At 57.9% G+C, this 18,880-nt stretch carries 17 protein-coding genes; 5 read left to right on the top strand and 12 right to left on the bottom strand.

Annotated elements, in window-relative coordinates; translation table 11 throughout:
- Positions 1-142: 142 nt before the first annotated feature.
- From ACL2XJ_RS27805 to ACL2XJ_RS27820, 4 genes are all read left to right on the top strand, one after another.
- Entirely contained in the window at positions 143-3,301 is a 3,159-nt protein-coding gene (locus ACL2XJ_RS27805) for a beta-galactosidase (RefSeq protein WP_413725234.1), read from the top strand.
- A gap of 132 nt (positions 3,302-3,433) precedes the next feature.
- Positions 3,434-3,886: a GNAT family N-acetyltransferase gene (locus tag ACL2XJ_RS27810; protein WP_132926779.1), complete on the top strand. Its 453-nt coding sequence runs from the start codon at positions 3,434-3,436 to the stop codon at positions 3,884-3,886.
- A gap of 183 nt (positions 3,887-4,069) precedes the next feature.
- A complete protein-coding gene (locus ACL2XJ_RS27815; protein WP_413725235.1) occupies positions 4,070-5,104 on the top strand; it encodes a M4 family metallopeptidase in 1,035 nt (344 codons plus the stop codon).
- Between the two features lie 69 nt (positions 5,105-5,173).
- Positions 5,174-5,515, top strand: coding sequence for a protealysin inhibitor emfourin (locus ACL2XJ_RS27820; protein WP_413725236.1), 342 nt, complete (start codon positions 5,174-5,176; stop codon positions 5,513-5,515).
- On the opposite strand, the gene ACL2XJ_RS27825 is transcribed toward ACL2XJ_RS27820, so the two are convergent.
- The 10 genes from ACL2XJ_RS27825 to ndk form a co-directional block, all read right to left on the bottom strand.
- On the bottom strand, positions 5,516-5,737 hold the full coding sequence (locus ACL2XJ_RS27825; protein WP_203524763.1) for a zinc ribbon domain-containing protein: 222 nt from the start codon (positions 5,735-5,737) through the stop codon (positions 5,516-5,518). It lies immediately after the preceding gene.
- Between the two features lie 153 nt (positions 5,738-5,890).
- Positions 5,891-7,360 carry a ribosome biogenesis GTPase Der gene (gene der / locus ACL2XJ_RS27830; protein ID WP_132926775.1) on the bottom strand — a complete coding sequence of 490 codons (1,470 nt, stop codon included), beginning with the start codon at positions 7,358-7,360 and terminating at the stop codon, positions 5,891-5,893.
- 135 nt (positions 7,361-7,495) lie between these two features.
- Positions 7,496-8,677: an outer membrane protein assembly factor BamB gene (gene bamB / locus ACL2XJ_RS27835; protein ID WP_413725237.1), complete on the bottom strand. Its 1,182-nt coding sequence runs from the start codon at positions 8,675-8,677 to the stop codon at positions 7,496-7,498.
- A gap of 10 nt (positions 8,678-8,687) precedes the next feature.
- Positions 8,688-9,311 carry a YfgM family protein gene (locus ACL2XJ_RS27840; RefSeq protein ID WP_132926771.1) on the bottom strand — a complete coding sequence of 208 codons (624 nt, stop codon included), beginning with the start codon at positions 9,309-9,311 and terminating at the stop codon, positions 8,688-8,690.
- Positions 9,312-9,324: 13 nt separating this feature from the next.
- Positions 9,325-10,599, bottom strand: a complete 1,275-nt coding sequence (gene hisS, locus ACL2XJ_RS27845; protein ID WP_132926769.1) for a histidine--tRNA ligase — start codon at positions 10,597-10,599, stop codon at positions 9,325-9,327.
- Positions 10,600-10,618: 19 nt separating this feature from the next.
- Positions 10,619-11,740, bottom strand: coding sequence for a flavodoxin-dependent (E)-4-hydroxy-3-methylbut-2-enyl-diphosphate synthase (ispG, locus tag ACL2XJ_RS27850; protein ID WP_132926767.1), 1,122 nt, complete (start codon positions 11,738-11,740; stop codon positions 10,619-10,621).
- 29 nt (positions 11,741-11,769) lie between these two features.
- Positions 11,770-12,795, bottom strand: coding sequence for a cytoskeleton protein RodZ (gene rodZ, locus ACL2XJ_RS27855; RefSeq protein WP_413725238.1), 1,026 nt, complete (start codon positions 12,793-12,795; stop codon positions 11,770-11,772).
- The gene (gene pilW / locus ACL2XJ_RS27860) at positions 12,785-13,534 is read right to left on the bottom strand and encodes a type IV pilus biogenesis/stability protein PilW (protein ID WP_132926763.1); all 750 of its coding nucleotides are present in this window, start codon (positions 13,532-13,534) and stop codon (positions 12,785-12,787) included. Before pilW ends, rodZ begins: the two co-directional genes overlap by 11 nt.
- Positions 13,535-13,599: 65 nt before the next feature.
- The gene (locus ACL2XJ_RS27865; RefSeq protein WP_413725239.1) at positions 13,600-14,778 is read right to left on the bottom strand and encodes a bifunctional tRNA (adenosine(37)-C2)-methyltransferase TrmG/ribosomal RNA large subunit methyltransferase RlmN; all 1,179 of its coding nucleotides are present in this window, start codon (positions 14,776-14,778) and stop codon (positions 13,600-13,602) included.
- A 169-nt stretch (positions 14,779-14,947) separates the two neighbouring features.
- Complete coding sequence (gene ndk / locus ACL2XJ_RS27870; protein ID WP_132926761.1) at positions 14,948-15,379, bottom strand: nucleoside-diphosphate kinase; 432 nt, start codon at positions 15,377-15,379, stop codon at positions 14,948-14,950.
- A gap of 354 nt (positions 15,380-15,733) precedes the next feature.
- Between ndk and sseA the strand changes: the two genes are divergently transcribed.
- Entirely contained in the window at positions 15,734-16,594 is an 861-nt protein-coding gene (sseA, locus tag ACL2XJ_RS27875) for a 3-mercaptopyruvate sulfurtransferase (protein ID WP_413725240.1), read from the top strand.
- A gap of 112 nt (positions 16,595-16,706) precedes the next feature.
- Here sseA and sseB read toward each other — a convergent pair whose 3' ends face one another.
- Positions 16,707-17,510, bottom strand: coding sequence for an enhanced serine sensitivity protein SseB (gene sseB, locus ACL2XJ_RS27880; RefSeq protein WP_132926757.1), 804 nt, complete (start codon positions 17,508-17,510; stop codon positions 16,707-16,709).
- A 53-nt stretch (positions 17,511-17,563) separates the two neighbouring features.
- Positions 17,564-18,859, bottom strand: a complete 1,296-nt coding sequence (gene pepB / locus ACL2XJ_RS27885) for an aminopeptidase PepB (protein ID WP_165934255.1) — start codon at positions 18,857-18,859, stop codon at positions 17,564-17,566.
- Between the last annotated feature and the right edge of the window lie 21 nt (positions 18,860-18,880).

The raw sequence follows: 18,880 nt of genomic DNA on the forward strand, positions 1-18,880 counted from the left end.
CGGTGATTTAACCGGCGGCTGTACGGTTCAGATTGCGATCGCCGCCGAGAGTTTGAGCATTCAGGGTTTATCTTGCTATAACATTGTTTATTATCTGCATAGCGTTCCACGTTGCGACGCGATAAAACGATGAAGGCATACCATGAATACTACCCGTCCGGCGCACCAGGAAGATTTGTTTTCATCTCTGGCCATCGTTTTATCCCGGCGGGACTGGGAAAATCCCGCCAGCACGCATTACCGGCGATTGCCCGCGCATCCTCCGTTCAACAGCTGGCGCGACGAAGACGACGCACGGCGGGATCTGGATTCCCCCAGCCGCCTCACCCTCGACGGCGAATGGTTTTTCAGCTATTTCAAGGAGCCGCAGGCCGTACCGGAGAGCTGGCTGCAGGAGGATTTGCCCGATGCCAGGGGAATAGCCGTCCCCTCCAACTGGCAGATGGCGGGCTACGACCTGCCCATCTACACCAATGTAAAATACCCCTTTCCAGTGGATCCGCCGCGAGTGCCTGAGCACAATCCCACCGGCTGTTATTCCCGCGATATCACCATACCCGATGGGTGGCTGAACCAAGGGCGGACCCGCATTATCTTCAACGGGGTGAATTCGGCGTTCTATCTCTGGTGCAACGGGCTGTGGGTAGGATATTCCCAGGACAGCCGGCTGCCGGCGGAATTCGATCTCAGCGGCTACCTGCATAGCGGGCAAAACCGCCTGTGCGTCATGGTGCTGCGCTGGTGCGACGGCAGCTATCTGGAAGATCAGGATATGTGGCGCATGAGCGGCATTTTCCGGTCCGTATCCCTGTTGCACAAACCGGCGGTGGGGTTTCATGACATCCGCATCCGCACCCGGCTGGACGCGTTATATACCGACGGCGTGCTGGACGTCTGCGTTGCGCTCGCACCGCCGGAGGCCGGGTTAAGCGGTTACAGCCTCGTGGTTTCCTTGTGGCGGGAGGATGAACGCATCGCCGAGCACCGTATGCCGTTCGGTTCCGCGATTATCGATGAACGGGGTCGTTATCCGGAACGCGCGGATATGCGGATTGCCGTGGCGGCGCCGCGCTTATGGAGCGCTGAAACGCCGCATCTTTACCGGGCGGTGGTGGCGTTACGGGACAGCGAGGACGCTATCCTGGAGGTGGAGGCCTACGACGTGGGGTTCCGACAGGTGGAAATCAAAAACGGGCTGTTGCAGCTCAACGGCAAACCCCTGCTGATTCGCGGCGTTAATCGCCATGAGCATCACCCGGCCCGGGGACAGGTCATGGATGCCGAGAGCATGCGGCAGGATATCATGCTGATGAAACAGAATAACTTCAACGCGGTGCGCTGTTCCCACTATCCCAATACGCCGTTATGGTACCGCCTGTGCGATCGCTACGGCCTGTATGTGGTGGACGAAGCCAATATTGAAACCCACGGGATGGAGCCCATGAACCGGCTGTCGGACGACCCGGTCTGGTTCCCGGCTTTCAGCGAACGGGTAAGCCGCATGGTGCAGTGCAACGGCAACCACGCCAGCATTATTATCTGGTCCCTGGGCAATGAATCAGGCCACGGTGCAACCCACGATGCCCTCTATCATTGGGTCAAGTCCAGGGATCCCGGCCGCCCGGTGCAGTATGAGGGGGGCGGCGCCGATACCCCGGCCACGGATATCATCTGCCCGATGTATGCGCGGGTGGACGAGGATCAGCCCTTTCCGGCGGTACCCAAATGGTCGATAAAAAAATGGCTGAGCCTGCCCGGCGAGGGCCGCCCGCTGATTTTGTGCGAATACGCCCACGCCATGGGCAACAGCCTGGGCAACTTTGCCGACTATTGGCGGGCTTTTCGTCAATATCCCCGCCTGCAGGGCGGATTTATCTGGGACTGGGCGGATCAGGCCCTTGAGCGCGTTGACAACCAGGGCCGGACCTATTGGGCCTACGGAGGCGATTTCGGCGACCGGCCCAACGATCGTCAATTCTGCCTCAATGGTGTGGTTTTCCCCGATCGCACGCCGCATCCGGCTCTGTTCGAAGTAAAAAAACAGCAGCAGTTTTTTCAGTTCCGTCTGCTGGAAACCCAGCCGTTACGTATCGAGGTGGAGAGCGAGTATCTGTTCCGTCCCAGCGATAACGAAATTTTACACTGGTCTCTGGAGCTGGAGGGGACGCCCCTGCGGCACGGGGAATTACCCCTCGGGCTTGCCCCCGGGCAGACAGCCGCGCTGACGCTGGCCGAGAGCCTGCCGCCGTTGCACAGCGAGGGCCGGCTCTATTTACAGGTGCGCATCCTGCAGCCGGCCGAAACGCCCTGGTCTCCCGCCGGTCACTGCGTCGCCTGGGAGCAATGGCCGCTGGCCTGCGGCCGTTTGCCGCTCACGGCGCCGGATAGCTCGGCGGGCGATGTTCCGCGCCTGCATGAAAAAGAAAGCGAATTTGTTGTCTGCCGCCGGCGGCAGCGCTGGACGCTGGATAAAAACAGCGGCTGGCTGAGCCAATGGTTTGACGATGAACGGCCGGCTTTACTGGCGCCGCTGACGGATCAATTCATACGCGCGCCGCTGGATAATGATATCGGCGTCAGCGAAGCGGACCATATCGATCCCCGCGCCTGGGTAGAACGCTGGAAAGCCGCCGGCCTGTTTGATCTTGAACACCGCTGCCTGTCCATTGAGGCCGAACAGCTGTCGAATCGGGTCATTTTCCGCGCCGTGCACGGCTATTTCCGCCAAGACAGTCTTTTAATACAAAGCGTCTGGCATATCACCCTTGATAACAGCGGACAGCTGGAAACCGACATCCGGGTGACGGTGTCCCCGAGCCTGCCTCCCCTGCCGCGGGTCGGCGCGGTCTGCCAGTTGGACGGCGTGGTGAAGGAGGTGGACTGGCTGGGGCTTGGGCCCCATGAAAACTATCCGGACCGGTGCGATGGGGCGCGTTTTTCCCGGTGGCGCCTGCCCTTCGAACAGATGCACACCCCCTATATCTTTCCCAGTGAAAACGGCTTGCGCTGTTTTACCCGCCGGCTGGAACTTGGGGAGTGGCAAATCAGCGGGGATTTTCATTTTTCCGTCAGTCGCTACGGCACCGGGCAATTGACCCGCGCCACGCACCGGCATCTGCTGGAGCCGGAGCCGGGAATGTGGCTGAACCTGGACTACCGGCATATGGGGGTTGGCGGCGATGATTCCTGGAGTCCGAGCGTACACGAAAAGTACCTGCTGAACGACGGGGAATACCGCTATACCTTACGTTTTCGGCGGGAGGAGGCCCCACGCCAGGGTTCGGATGCAACCGGCGGCTGACGCATCTGCCCTTGTACAGGTTAACGATTGACATGGAGACCGGTTTGTCGCTACCGTCTCTCTACGTCCATTGCCGGTATGGCAATAGCGTCCGAACCACTGGCACAGGCTTTCAACCGGAGAGGTTTATACATGCCGGCCAACAACGTCACAATTATCCGGTCTATCGAGCTTAAAGATAAAGACAAGTGGAAACAGCTTTGGCGTCGTTATCTCAGCTTCTACTCCACCATCCTCGATGACGCGTTATACGATTTTACCTTCCGGCGCCTGGTAAACGGCGGCCATCCGGCCATGTTCGCCTTCGTGGCGGAAAGCCAGGGCCAGATCGTGGGGCTGGTGAATTGTGTCGTGCATGAAAGCAGTTGGTGCCAGGAACCGGTGGTTTATCTGCAGGATCTTTATGTGGATGAGAGCATGCGCGGCAAGGGAATCGGCCGCTTATTGATTGAAAAAGTCTATGCCCATGCGGATAAAACCGGCAAGGCCGGCGTTTACTGGCTGACCCAAACCAATAATCAAATCGCCATGGCGTTGTACGATAAAATAGCCAGGAAGACTGATTTCATTCAATATCAGCGCTAGCGCGCGACAGCCGGTCCTTGCCCGTTTTACCCCAAGGCTTTCCCCCTTTGCGCCAAAGGCGATTATACTTTTATAACGACATAATTTTCAGGCCAGATTTTTTAATACGGCGGAGAGAGTACGGCAAATACGGCCTTAATCCCCCGGCGGTACATCTGGCATTAGGCCGGCAAGGAGGATTATTTGTACAGTCCAGACCGACTTAGGCATAGCGTTATCCCTCCGTATATCCTGCGCCGTATCATGGAACGGGGCAGCGAGCAGCAGCGCTTGAATGCCCGCCAGACCCTGACTCATGTCCATAGCCTGATGGGGCGCAATCCTCTGCCCGCCCGCTATCAGGTCGCCCAGCAGGCCGGCCAGGTGAAGCGGGGGATATACGACGCGCACCAGGCCATGACCCTGCCCGGCACGCTGGTGAGGCAGGAGGGACAAGCCGCGGCCGATGACCGGGCGGTTAACGAAGCCTATGATTATCTGGGCATCACCTATGATTTTTTCTGGCAGGTATTCCAGCGCCATTCACTTGACGCCAAAGGATTGCCGCTGACCGGCTCGGTCCATTACGGCATCGAGTATCAAAATGCCTTCTGGAACGGCGAGCAAATGGTGTTCGGCGATGGCGACGGCGAAATCTTCAATCGTTTTACCATCGCGCTGGACGTGGTGGCCCACGAGTTAGCCCATGGCGTCACGGAAACCGAAGCCAATTTGATCTACTTTGAGCAGGCGGGAGCGTTAAACGAATCTCTGTCGGACGTTTTCGGTTCGCTGGTTAAGCAGTTCCATCTGCGACAGACCGCCGCGCAGGCTGACTGGATTATCGGCGCGGGGCTGCTGACGGAAAAAATCGCCGGCCGGGGCTTACGTTCCATGTCGTCCCCCGGCAGCGCTTATGATGACCCGCTGCTGGGCAAAGACCCGCAGCCGGATCATATGCGGGAATTTGTCCGTACTCGCGAGGATAACGGCGGCGTGCATTTGAATTCCGGCATCCCTAATCGGGCGTTTTATCTGGCCGCCACCGCGCTGGGAGGATATGCCTGGGAAAAGGCCGGTTATATCTGGTATGCCACCTTATGCGATCACCGGTTAAAGCAAAATGCCGATTTCGCCGCGTTTGCCCGCCTGACAGTCCAGCATGCCAGCCAGCACTTTACCGATGAGGAAGCTCAGGCGGTTGAACAGGCCTGGCGCGCAGTGGGCGTATCGTCGTGACTACACGGCCGTTGGCCGCTCGGTTCGGTATTTATCCGGACGACGCCGCAATCTGTCCCGGAGAGGAAGATGGACCAATGCCCTGTGCTTGATGAACAGACCGTGATCGAAGTGTCGCGAGAGGGCGGATTTGCCTATATCCCCGCCCTGCTGGCGCGCCGGCGTTTCAGCCTGGGGCAGATGCCGTCCGGGCAGCGGGAGCGGCTGTGCGCGTTAATCAGGCAGTTGCTGATGCAGCCCCCCCCGGGCGGACGTTGTCCGGGCAGCGGCGATACGCGTTACTACCGGATCCATATCCTCAGGCCGGATAACCGGCAATCGTCTTCCTTTTTCGAACTGCTGGTGCCGGAGGCCAGCGCTCCGTCGGAGCTGGCCCGGTTCTGGCAAGAGGGACGGACGGCGGAGAATTGATTAAGGCGTGATATAGCGCGGGACGACGCGTTTTTTCGAGATCAGTCCATCGCCATGGGGGCAAAAATAGTCCACCGCCCCACAGGCAATCAGTACATCCAGCGGTTTGCCGCAATCAGGGCATAACACTTCCCGCTTGAACCGGCCCTGGCAGGACGGGCAGTAAAAATCCTCACCCTGCCGCTGAAGTTCATGTTGGCACACCGGGCATATATCATCCATCGTGTCTTCCTTAAACAAGCATCAGGGGCTCAGTAAAATCAGCCTTTATTTTAGCCGGTTCCCGCCCAGAATTGAGCACCGCCTGTGCGCCAGGACAACAGTACCGTCCGGACACTTTGTCAGCAAACTGAGGCCCCTATAGGGCCTTGAGTTTTACTTGCTCTTTTTGATGTGGCTTATCAGACGTTTGCGCTTGCGCATCTGGTTTGGCGTCAGGGTGTTGTGTTTGCCGGCAAAGGGGTTAGCCCCTTCATTGAACTGAATACGGATCGGCGTTCCCATGATTTCCAGCGAACGGCGAAAATAATTCATCAGGTAACGTTTATAGGAATCCGGTAAATGTTTCACCTGGGTACCGTGTATCACCACGATGGGCGGATTGTATCCCCCGGCATGGGCATATTTCGGTTTCACCCGGCGCCCGCGCACCAGCGGCGGCTGGTGTTCTTCGATGGCCATCTGCATGATATTGGTGAGCATGGAAGTGCTGATGCGTTTGGTGGAACAGCGATAAGCTTCGTTGATGGATTCAAACAGATTGCCTACGCCGCTGCCGTGCAGCGCGGAAATAAAATGCACCCGGGCGAAATCGATAAAGCCCAGGCGCATATCCAGCGTCTCCTTGACTTCATCGCGGATTTCCTGCGTCAGGCCATCCCACTTGTTCACCGCAATCACCAGTGAGCGCCCGCTGTTCAGGATAAAACCCAACAGCGAGAGATCCTGATCGGAAATGCCTTCCCGTGCATCAATTACCAGCAAAACCACATTAGCGTCTTCAATGGCCTGCAATGTTTTGATAACAGAAAACTTTTCCACCGTTTCGGTTATTTTGCCGCGTTTGCGCACGCCGGCGGTATCGATAAGGATATATTCCCGTTCGTCCCGCACCATGGGGATATAGATACTGTCGCGGGTGGTGCCCGGCATATCAAAGACCACTACGCGATCTTCCCCCAGTATCCGGTTGGTCAGCGTGGACTTGCCGACATTGGGACGGCCGACAATGGCCAGTTTTATCGGCAGGGACTGCGGGTCAAAGGCCTCTTCCTCTTCGTCTTCAGGAATGCCCTCTTCATCTTCCGGCCAGGGCTCCTGGCCCGGATACTCCACCACCTCTTCTACTTCTTCCACCACCAGCGGCGAGAGGGCATCTTCCAGCAGGCTGTTGACGCCGCGGCCGTGTGACGCGGCAATGGCATAAACCTCGCCCAGGCCGAGGGAGTAGAAATCACCCACCGCGCTGTCGGCATCAATGCCGTCGGTTTTGTTGGCCACTACCAGCGTGGTTTTTTGCCGGCTGCGCAGATGCTTGGCTATGCCTTCATCCGCCGGCATCAACCCGGCGCGGCCGTCCACCATAAACAGCACGATATCGGCTTCTTCAATGGCCACCAGAGATTGGCCGGCCATGCGGGTTTCAACTCCCTCTTCATTGCCGTCGATACCGCCGGTATCGACAACGATAAATTCATGGCCTTCCCATTCCGCACGACCATACTTGCGGTCACGCGTCAGCCCCGGGAAATCCGCCACCAACGCATCGCGAGTATGCGTTAACCGATTAAACAGGGTGGATTTTCCTACATTGGGGCGCCCAACCAGCGCGACGACAGGTATCATTGTTACAACCTCATAAGGTAATAAAGTATTTCAGCACGAAACTGGGCTGATTATATAAGACAAAACGGCTCCTGAACATGTCAGGAGCCGTTGATGACCCGCGAACTGAGAATCAGACGGGTAAATCCCTATTTTTTAGCGGGTAAACGCGTAAACCTCGCCGCCGTTGGCCTGAACCAGCAGTTTGCCGCCGGCGACCACGGGTTTGCTCTGCAATCCGGAACTGTCGACTTTATTCTGCGCCACGAATCGCCCGTCGTCAGTATTTATCCAATGCAGATAGCCTTGCGAGTCGCCCGCCACGAGATAACCGTCGAACAGGACCGGCGAAGTCAGGTTACGATGCAGCAGTTCGCTTTGCGTCCACAGGGTAACACCGCCCTGTATATCCAGCGCCAGCACCCGATCGTCCTGGTCCACGACATAAATACGGTTGCCGTCCACAATCAGGTCGTTGACCGAACCCACTTCACGCTTCCAGGCAATCTGGCCGGAACGCAAATCCAAGGCGGCCAGGTTACCGTTGTAAGCCAGGGCGTACACCATATTATTGACCACCACCGGCGAGGTGTTCACATCACCCAGGCGGGCGATTTCCGTCGCGCCGGTGGTTTGTGAAATACGCTGCTGCCAAATCATCTGGCCCTGCGCCAGCATGATGGCGCTGACACGGCCGTTGTCGCCGCCCACAATCGCCGCGCCAAAGGCGGTGACCGGCGCGGACTCGCCCCGCAGGGTCAACGGCGGCATATCCAGATTCGCCGTCCATTTTATCGCGCCGTCGGTCTGGCTGAGGGCTTGCAGCATGCCGTTGCTGGTATGAATTAACACCAGGCCGTCGCTGATAACCGGCGTCGACAGGGCTTCGCCGGCGACTTTCGTCTGCCAGGCCACCGTGCCGTCGTCGGCGCTCAGGGCGTAGACCACCGCCTTTTCGCTGCCGATATAAAGCCGATTGTCCGCCACGGCGACGCCGCCGGATAACAGTGCGGGGAGGTTACTGGACAAGAAGCCGGTTTTTTCCGACAAATCCACCGACCAGATTTCCTTGCCGGTATCAATATCCAACGCTTTCACCGTGCCGCGACGATCCGCTGCGAATACGCGGTTGTCCTGCCAGGCCGGGTGAAGATTGGAGTAAAATTCGCCGGTGCCGTTACCGACCGATTTGCTCCATACTTCGGTCGGCTGGAACTGATTGTCCACTTTTGGCAGCGGTGACATGACGACCACATCCTCTTCACCGCTGAACCATGAACAACCGCTGAGCAAAGCTAATGAAATCAGTCCGACGAAACATGTTTTACGCAATTGCATGGGGTCCCTCTTAGCTGGACAAGTTATTCAGTTTCATGCGCAACAAGGCCTGTAATGCCTGCGGCGGATTCGCTTTAAGCGCTTTGTCATAAGCGTCCCGCGCCGCTTGGTTATTACCCTTGATCAACTGGGCGTCGCCGCGGACATCGTCCGCCAGTGCCGACCAGGCCGCAGGTTTTACTCCGGCCAAGGTCGTGAGCGCGCCGTCCACGTTTTTCCCTTGAAGCTGAACACGAGCCAGACGGAGATTAATCAACGACTGAAGATTTTCTTCTTTCGTCTGGGTTAAGGCTTTCTTCAGTTGTTTTTCCGCGGTGGCGAAATCACCTTTTTCCGCATAAAAACGTGCCAAATCCATGGAGGTCAAGGCACCATAGTTGTTGTTATTGCTGTCGGCAAACTTCTGCGCGGCGTCGACCCGCTGCTGGTCCGCATCGCTGGTAAGCGCGGTATTGACCTGCTGCCAGGCGGCGGACGATTTCATCATCGAGTCGTTTTGATGGTTGTGCCAATAACGCCAGCCCACCAACGCGGCGATACCGATAATGACGCCGATAACCAGCGCCTTACCGTTATCCGCAAAAAACCGCACCAGCGCTTCACGCTGTTCGTTTTCCGAGCTGTAGACTTCCACGTGGTCTTTCTCCTTAACCTAAAATCGATGCCAGCCGTGCAGCAACATCGCTTTGCGCCAGCGTTTCCTGGTCGCCGGTGGCGAGATTTTTCACCACCACCTGCTGCGCGGCAACTTCGTTCTCTCCCAAAACCAAGGCCAACCGTGCACCCCATTTGTCGGCGCGGCCGAACTGCTTCTTGAAATTGCCGCCGCCATAGTTGGTCATCAACCGCAGGGCGGGCAAAGCGTCGCGAAGACTCTCCGCCAGGGCCATTGCCGCGCTCAGGGTCGCCTCGCCGGAGGAGATCAGATAGACATCCACCGTCGGCCGGGGTTTGAAATCCGGATTGACCGCCTGCACCAGCAGCACCAAACGCTCCAGACCCATGGCGAAACCCACCGCCGGCGTGGCGCGTCCCCCCAGCTGTTCAACCAATCCGTCATAGCGGCCACCACCGCACACCGTTCCCTGCGAACCAAGGCTGGTGGTCACCCACTCGAAGACCGTGCGGTTATAGTAGTCCAGGCCGCGCACCAAACTCGGATTTACCGTATATGGGATACCGGACTGCTGTAAAAGTTCACACAGTCCGGCAAAGTGTTTACGGGACTCTTCATCAAGGTAATCGGTTAGCACCGGCGCGTCTTTCAGCAAAAGCTGAATATCCTCATTTTTGGTGTCCAGGACACGCAGCGGATTGACATACATGCGACGGCGGCAATCCTCGTCCAGCCGGTCCTGATGCTGTTCCAGAAAGGCCACCAGGGCATCGCGGTAATTCGCGCGCGCTTCAAGGGAGCCAATGGAGTTGAGCTCAAGGGCGACGTGCTGATGAATGCCCAGCGCCCGCCACCAGCGGGCGGTGAGGAGGATGAGCTCCGCGTCGATATCCGGCCCCTGCAGGCCGAACACCTCGGCGCCGAGCTGATGGAACTGGCGATAGCGGCCCTTTTGCGGGCGTTCATGCCGGAACATCGGCCCAATATACCACAGGCGCTGTTCCTGGTTGTAAAGCAAGCCATGTTCAATGCCGGCGCGGACACAGCCCGCCGTGCCTTCCGGCCGCAACGTCAGGCTGTCGCCGTTGCGATCCTCGAAGGTGTACATCTCTTTTTCCACAACATCGGTCACTTCGCCGATAGCGCGCTTGAACAAAGGGGTCTGTTCAACAATTGGTAAACGGATTTCACTGTAACCGTAACCGGCCAGTACATCCTTCAGTATGCCTTCAATACGCTGCCAGACTGCCGTTTCTTCCGGCAAATAGTCGTTCATGCCGCGAATGGCCTGGATGTTAGTTGCCATGTCGATTCTCTATAAAAAATTACTTATCAATCAAATTAACGACAATGCGATTGCTGTCATCAAGCATGGCCGCCTTGGCGCGGATTTTAGCTTCCAACTGATCGATCATCTGTTCGTTATCGAAACGGTCGCGCTGGCGCACGCCGTCTTCATAAAAACCGCTCTTATTGTGGCCGCCGGTGACGCCGATGGTGGACACCAGCGCCTCCCCCGGACCGTTAACCACACAGCCGATAATGGACACATCCATCGGCGTGACGATATCTTCCAGCCGCTGCTCAAGGGCATTGACCGTACCGATAACGTCGAATTCCTGGCGCGAACAGGTGGGACAAGCAATGAAATTTATGCCGCGGGCGCGAATACGCAGGGATTTGAGAATATCAAATCCTACTTTGACTTCTTCCACCGGGTCGGCCGCCAGCGAGATCCGCAGGGTATCGCCGATGCCTTCGCTGAGCAGCAGGCCGAGCCCGATGGCGGATTTCACCGCGCCGCTGCGCGCGCCGCCCGCTTCGGTAATCCCCAGATGCAGGGGCTGATCGATGCGCGACGCCAGCAAACGGTAGGATTCAACCGCCAGAAAGACATCCGACGCTTTGACGCTGACTTTAAACTGGTTAAAATTGAGGCGATCCAGTATGTCGACGTGGCGCATGGCGGATTCAAGCAAGGCTTCCGGCGTGGGTTCGCCGTATTTTTCCTGGATGTCGCGCTCCAGCGAACCGGCGTTGACGCCGATGCGTATGGGAATGTTTTTATCACGGGCGCAATCCACCACCGAGCGGATACGCGCTTCGCTGCCGATATTGCCGGGGTTGATGCGCAGGCAGTCCACCCCATACTCGGCGACTTTCAGCGCGATGCGATAATCGAAATGGATATCCGCCACCAGCGGCACGCTGACCTGCTGTTTTATCAGGCGAAAGGCGTCAGCCGCATCCATGGTCGGCACCGAAACGCGGACGATATCGACCCCCACGCGCTCCAGCGCCTGGATTTGCCGCACCGTCGCCGCCACATCGGTGGTTCGGGTATTGGTCATCGATTGTACGGCGATAGGCGCGCCATCACCAATCGGCACCTTGCCGACATAGATCCGAGTAGATTTCCGGCGGTTAATGGGTGCGTGATTATGCATACATTCTCTCCATAATTGCTCAATTCAGCCTAATTAGCGGCTATGGTGAGTCTCGCAACCTGGTTTGATCTGACATATCGGCTCAAATCCACCGGTTTGCCCTGATATTGAATCTGGACCGCCGCAGGAGCGCCGATTTTCAATTTGAACGGCGCCTGACCGGCAAGATTGAGTTTACCGCCGGGACGCTGTGTACCGCTGAACAGTTTTTTACCGGTGGCGTCGGAGACTTCCAGCCAGCAATCGGCGGTGAAATTCATCACCAGCCCGTTGGTGCCGGCCTCGCCTTCGGTCGGCGCCGGTGCCGGTGCCGAAGATGCGGGCTGCTGGGTTGCGGAAGAGGTCGGCGCGGCGGCGGGCGCGTTATTTTGCGCCGTGGCCGGCGAGGTCGCGCCATTGGCATTAGCGCTGTTGGCGACAGGGGCCGCTGCCGCACCCGGCTGAACCGGGGTGGCGGGCGAAGTGGCGCCCGCGGCGGCGGCATCGCTGCCGGCGGACTGATCCGCCGCCGGCTGGCCGGCGTCGTCGCTGCCGGTGCCATCGTCACCGTTTTGACCGCCGGAAGCGGTATTGTCGTTATCGCCCCCCTGGTTCAGCTTGGTGGAGGATTGATCGGCCATATCGGAGATATCCTTTTGCTGCGCCTGATGGTTTTGCCACCACCAGGCACCGGTCAGGCCTATCACCACGAACAGAATGAGCCAGGTAAATCCCATTAACCAGCCGTCCCGCTTTTTGCGGGTTTTTCCGAGGGCAAAAGTCTGCATCGGCGCGACTTTCGAGGCTCGCACCGGCGCCTGTTTCGCCATCATCGGCAAAATTTCTTCTTCGGAAACGTGAACCAACCGGGCATAGGAGCGGATATAACCCCGCAAAAAGGTCGAGGCCAGATTGGGATTGGCCCTGTCCTCTTCTATTTCCTTCACGGTCGTGACCTTCAGGCACAGCCTTTCGGCCACCGCCTGCTGGCTGAGTCCCATTTGTTCACGTGCCTGACGCAGGCGTCCGCCTGTCGTTGTTGATGCTGTCTGATCTTGGAGGGCTTCAGTATTCATTAGCTAGGAACTGCTGGTACTGTTTAGATTGTGGAAAACTTCGCGCAAGCCGTGTGCCATAACGTTGAACGTCATTGTGGCGTCCCGCTAACGCAGCGAAACGAATCTGTAACCATAAACTTTCAGCACTTGCCGGAAGAATATGCTGATAAATATCCAATAATAGTTGTGCTTTATCGCCTTTCCCTTCACTGAACTGCCGGTCTGCTTCCGCCAGCAAAGCTACGCCCTTTTCCGGGTCGTATTTCAGCGCGCGACTGAGTAACGTCCGCGCCTCATCGTTTTGACCGGCTTTGAAAAAACAATAGCCGGCATTTTCCAGACTATCGGCGACCTGTCCGTAATCCGTTGACCGTGCCGCAGCAGCAAACTGTTGTTGCGCCGATACATACTGCCCTAAACTACATAAAAACGCACCGTAATTATTCAGTACCGAGGCGTTTTGCGGCGCCAATTTCAGCGCCAGGTTATAACGATTCTGCGCGGCGTCGTTTTCGCCGACCCGTTGTTCATAAAGCGCCATGCCCAATTGGGTTCGGTAATCGGCGGGGGCGCCTTTTACCGCCTTGTCGAGATTCTGCCGCGCCGCATCAAGATTATTGGCCGCCAGATATTCCATACCCAACTGCAATCGGGTTTGAGATGACTGTGATGATATCTCGGTATCATGTTTGTCACCGGCGCATCCATTCAACAACCCGAATAGCAATAATACTCCTGTTAACCGTCTCAGCGTCATGCCTGTTCCCTTTTATCCTCTGAAGATTCGGTTATTTTCATCGCCGCCCGTCCGGCGGCGGCTCATCACAAGGTTCTCACCGCGATTGGCTCTCCGGCCATGCGCTTATGCAGAGTCCGTTTAGTGCGATCGATAACATCCCCCGCCAATTGCCCGCAGGCGGCGTCAATGTCGTCACCCCGGGTTTTGCGCACGATAGTGGTAAAACCATAATCCATCAGCACCTTGGAGAAACGATCGACCCGGCTGTTGGAGCTGCGCCCGTACGGCGCGCCGGGGAAGGGATTCCACGGAATCAGGTTAATCTTGCAGGGCGTATCCTTCAGACACTCCGCCAGCTGATGCGCGTGTTCCGTACCGTCGTTGATATGATCCAGCATGACATATTCCACCGTCACCCGCCCCTGGTTGGCATTGGATTTATCCAGGTAGCGGCGCACGGCCGACAGGAACATGTCGATATTGTATTTTTTATTGATAGGAACGATTTCGTCACGGATGGCATCCGTCGGGGCATGCAGCGAAATGGCCAGCGCCACGTCAATCATATCCCCCAGCTTGTCCAGCGCCGGAACCACGCCGGAAGTGGAGAGGGTGACGCGGCGTTTCGACAGGCCGAAACCAAAATCGTCCAGCATGATTTCCATCGCGGGCACCACGTTGGTGAGGTTGAGCAGCGGCTCACCCATGCCCATCATCACCACATTGGTGATGGGCCGCTGACCGGTAACCTTGGCGGCGCCGATAATCTTCGCCGCGCGCCACACCTGGCCGATAATTTCCGACACCCGCAGGTTACGGTTGAATCCCTGCTGGCCGGTGGAGCAGAACGTGCACTGCAGCGCGCAGCCCACCTGGGAGGAGACGCACAGCGTAGCGCGATCCTCTTCCGGAATGTAAACGGTTTCCACCTGCTGGTCGCCGACCTTAATCGCCCACTTGATGGTGCCGTCGCTGGAACGCTGCTCGCTGGCCACTTCCGGAGCGCGTATTTCGGTCAAGGTTTTTAATTTGCCGCGCAGCGTCTTGTTGATATCGGTCATCTGATCAAAATCGTCACAGCAATAATGGTACATCCATTTCATGACCTGATCCGCACGAAAGGGTTTTTCGCCGATGCCCAGGAAAAATTCGCGCATCTGCTGGCGATTCATATCCAGCAAATTCAGCTTTTGGTTGAGGGATGCGGGCTCGGCGAGTTCCACCGCCGCTGGCGGCATTTCAGGTACATATTGCTCTGACATGGTAATGAAGGCCTCGTTATTACACGTTATGGCGCGGAAAAGATAAAGAAATGCCCCGGCCGAGTGCGGACTACCACCTCATCCGGGGCGCAACAGTTTTAGATTTTAGCGCAGAGCGGCGCTGCTTAAAAGCAGCAGCCCCGCTTTTTTATCTATCGTGCGGCGGCGATTAGCGTGTGCGGGGGCAAATCTCGTCTTCACTGAAGAAATAGGCGATCTCGCGCGCGGCGGATTCGACGGCATCGGAACCGTGCACGGCATTTTCCGTCAGGCTGTCGGCATAATCGCTGCGCAGGGTGCCGGCCAGAGCGTTGGCCGGGTTGGTGGCGCCCATGATTTCACGGTTGCGCCGCACGGCATCCTCGCCTTCCAAAACCTGGACCACCACCGGACCGGAGATCATGAACCCCACCAGCCCGTCAAAAAAAGGTTTACCCTGATGCTCGGCGTAAAAGCCTTCGGCCTGCGCGCGGGTCAATTGCAGCATTTTAGCGGCAACTATCTTCAAGCCGGCGCTTTCAAAGCGCGCATAGATGGCGCCGATGACATTCTTTGCCACCGCATTGGGTTTCACGATGGAAAAAGTACGCTCTATCGTCATAATGACCTCTTTGTAACAAATTAATAAATGGTCGAGTTAATCGTTTGTTGTATCGACCTGTTCAAGTGGCGCAAATTATAGGGATCGGATAGACGTTTGCCTATCAGAAATGCAACATTCCATTAAAAAAAATTTAGCTTATTCCCTACTTTTCAAGGGGCTATTCTATTTTCCATAAAAAAAGGGTTTATACCAGCGCAAATTCCGTGCAAATCGCTCAAAAATTAAATTCTGTGAGGAAAGGCCTTACCGGAGCAATCCGCTTGTTCGAGAGCTTAAAATCACCGACAATACCTTATCTTACGGGCTGCGCAGGCTGAATGGCCCGCCGCGGCGCAACCACGGAGCATCGTTATGACCTCATCGCTGTTTGTCTCCCCCGCCTGGCTGCAGGATCATATTCACGACCCTTCGGTGCGGATTTTGGATGCGCGGATGTTGCCGCCCGGTTACCAGGGGCCGCGGGATCTGCATGCGGAATATCTGGCGGGACACCTGCCGGAAGCGGTGATATTCGATATCGAGGCGTTGTCAGACAGCAACAGCGCGCTACCGCATATGCTGACATCCCCGGAGGCGTTTGCCGCCGCCATGGAAGCGCTGGGGGTGGGCGATGGGCAGCATCTGGTGGTTTATGATGACGGTTCGCTGTTTTCCGCGCCCCGCGCCTGGTGGATGCTGCACGTCATCGCCGGCGTAGAGCGGGTGTCGCTGCTGGCGGGCGGCATGGCGGGCTGGCAAAGGGCCGGCCTGCCGCTGGCCGCGGGACCGGTGTTCCAGGACCCACGCACCTTTCGTCCCCGCCCGTCGGCGGGTCATGTGAAAAGCCTGGCTGACATGCGCCACATTATCGCCCACCGCTCGGCGCAGGTGATTGATGCCCGCCCCGCCGCCCGTTTCAGCGGCCAGGAGCCGGAGCCCCGCCCCGGCCTGCATCGCGGCCATATTCCCGGCAGCAAGAATTTGCCGTGGCATGCGCTGGTGCGGGACGGGGAGCTGAAAAGTCCGGAAGAACTGCGATCGATAGTGGATAAGGCGGGAATCGATACCGGCCGGCCCCTGGTGGCCAGCTGCGGTTCAGGGGTTACCGCCGCGGTGGCGGTGCTGGCGCTTACCGAACTTGGCATTGAGGATATAGCGCTCTATGACGGTTCGTGGAGCGAATGGGGCGGTCGGGACGATGTACCCATTGCGACCGGCGAAGGAAGCGACTAACCCGGCGCCGATGATGCCTGGCCCGACCTTGCCTTGACTCCCGGGGCGCGGTGTCCAAGGCAATTCAGGCGGCAAAGCCATGGCGCCGCCGCCCCGTCAAAAACCCCGGCAATCAGGCCGGTTTGCCATCGCGCAGCGTCCGCAGCCAACTGCCCCACTTGCGTTCGTAGAATGGCTGGATGTGGTGGATGAAGTAATGGCTGATACCCGACTCATCCTTGCCCACCAGGCAAAGGTCAACCGGCTGTTCATCGGGGGCGGTGTCGGTTGCTACCTGTCCCGCCGCTTCGATGGCGGCCTCGGCATCCCCCTCGCACTCCAGTCCAATCAGCCAGTGCGGCGGATCCTCGGGCTCGTCGCGGATCTGCACCATAAACGCCCGCCGGACCTGCTTATAGTCGGCGAACAGCCTGGTAAGCGAATCAACCATCTGCGCCGGTTTCTGCTCCGTATCGCTAAGGGTGAAGCGCATTTCGCCTTCGAGAATTTCACGCTCGGTCAGGGCATCGCCGCCGTTCATCATCAGGGCGGTAATTTCATCCGGACTGAAAGACTTGCCGTAAGGCAGTTTGGGATTCAGAAACAGCTCCGCTCCCGCCGTCATGGCGAACAGCGTCCGGGTGGGCAGCGCCATAAACGGCTGGGGTTCGGTGACCGCCTGCTGCAAGGCCTCTAAGGATGTAAAAAATGGTATGGCGGTGGTGCCGTCCGGTTTTTCCCAATGTTGCAGATTAACCGGCTGTTCGCCGTCATGGCGGGCCGCGCCGGCAATCCAGCCGTCGCCGGCATCCCCCAGCACAAAAACCGTCGATTCCATTAACAGGCGAAAAAAAGCCGGCCGATGGGCCGGTTCGCCGGCCGCCTGTTTCAAGGCAAGATCCAGCGCATTCGCCTGAGCTGCATTATTCTGAGTCATTATGTTCTCCGTTAACCGTGCCGCCCCGGTTTCCGGTCCGGGGACGGACAAGATTATTCGGCCGCCTGGGACAACAGCAGATTGGCCAGGGTACGCACCCCCAACCCGGTAGCGCCGGCGGACCATTGATCCACCGCGCTCTTGCGGTAGGTGGCGGAACAATCGATGTGCAGCCAGCCCTGCCGGTAGTTTTCCACAAAATGGGACAGGAAAGCCGCCGCCGTGCTGGCGCCCGCGGTATAGGACGCTCCCGCCACATTGCTGAGATCGGCAAAGTTGGACGGCAGCTGGGCACGGTGGAACTCCGCCAGCGGCAGGCGCCAGAACGGTTCGTTTTCCTGCTCGGCGCTGCTAAGCAGCGACTGGGCCAGGACATCGTCAAAGCTGAACAGCGCGTGGTAATCATTGCCCAGGGCGGTCTTGGCCGCGCCGGTCAGGGTGGCGCAGTCGATAATGATACGGGGTTTTTTCGCCGAGGCGTCGATAAGACCGTCCGCCAGCACCAGCCGGCCTTCGGCGTCGGTGTTCATGACTTCTACGCTTTTACCGTTGCGGTAGCGGATGATGTCGCCCAGCTTGAACGCGTTGCCGCTCACCATATTGTCGGCGCAGCACAGATACAGGCGCACGCGTTTTTTCAGGCCGCGGGCGATTGCCAGGGCCAGGGCCCCGGTGACGGTGGCCGCGCCGCCCATATCGGATTTCATCGAATCCATGAAGCTGCTGCCTTTCAGGCTGTAGCCGCCGCTGTCGAAGGTAATACCTTTACCCACCAGACATGCCAGAACCGGTTCATCCGGATTGCCGCCCGGGTTGTAGTCCAGGGAGAGCAGCACCGGCTGGCGGTCCGATCCGCGGCCGACGCTGTGGATGCCCGTATAACCGTTCTCGCGCAGATCCTCCGCCTTGGTAATGCGGTATTTGATGTCGTTGGAGACGTGGCACATGATATCCACAGCGCGCTGAGCCAGCTGCTCGGGACCCAGTTCTTCCGCCGGGGTATTAATGGTATGGCGCACCCAGTCGATGACTTTCAGCCGGTTATCCAGCTCCTGCCTGGCGTCCGCCGCCAACTCCGGCCAATCGATGGTTCGCTCGCCTTTCGGCCCGCGGTAGCCCTGCCAGAAAGACCAGCAGCGTTCCATATCCCAGCCGTCGCCCTCAAGACGGACATGTTTCACGCCCTGCCCGTCGATTTTACGTGCCCCACGCTGGATTTCCATCAGCGCATTGTCGCCGGTCAGGTGAATGGTCATTCCGCCATCGCCGGCGCTCAGCAGCGTTTTTTCGCCCCAACGGGGATCCGCTGCTACCGTTGATAGCATGACCGGCATCGCTTCGGTTGTCATAGTATGACTCCTATAATTGTT

The sequence above is a fragment of the Sodalis sp. RH16 genome, from assembly GCF_047324245.1.
GTDB classification, from domain to species: Bacteria; Pseudomonadota; Gammaproteobacteria; order Enterobacterales; family Enterobacteriaceae; genus Acerihabitans; species Acerihabitans ligni.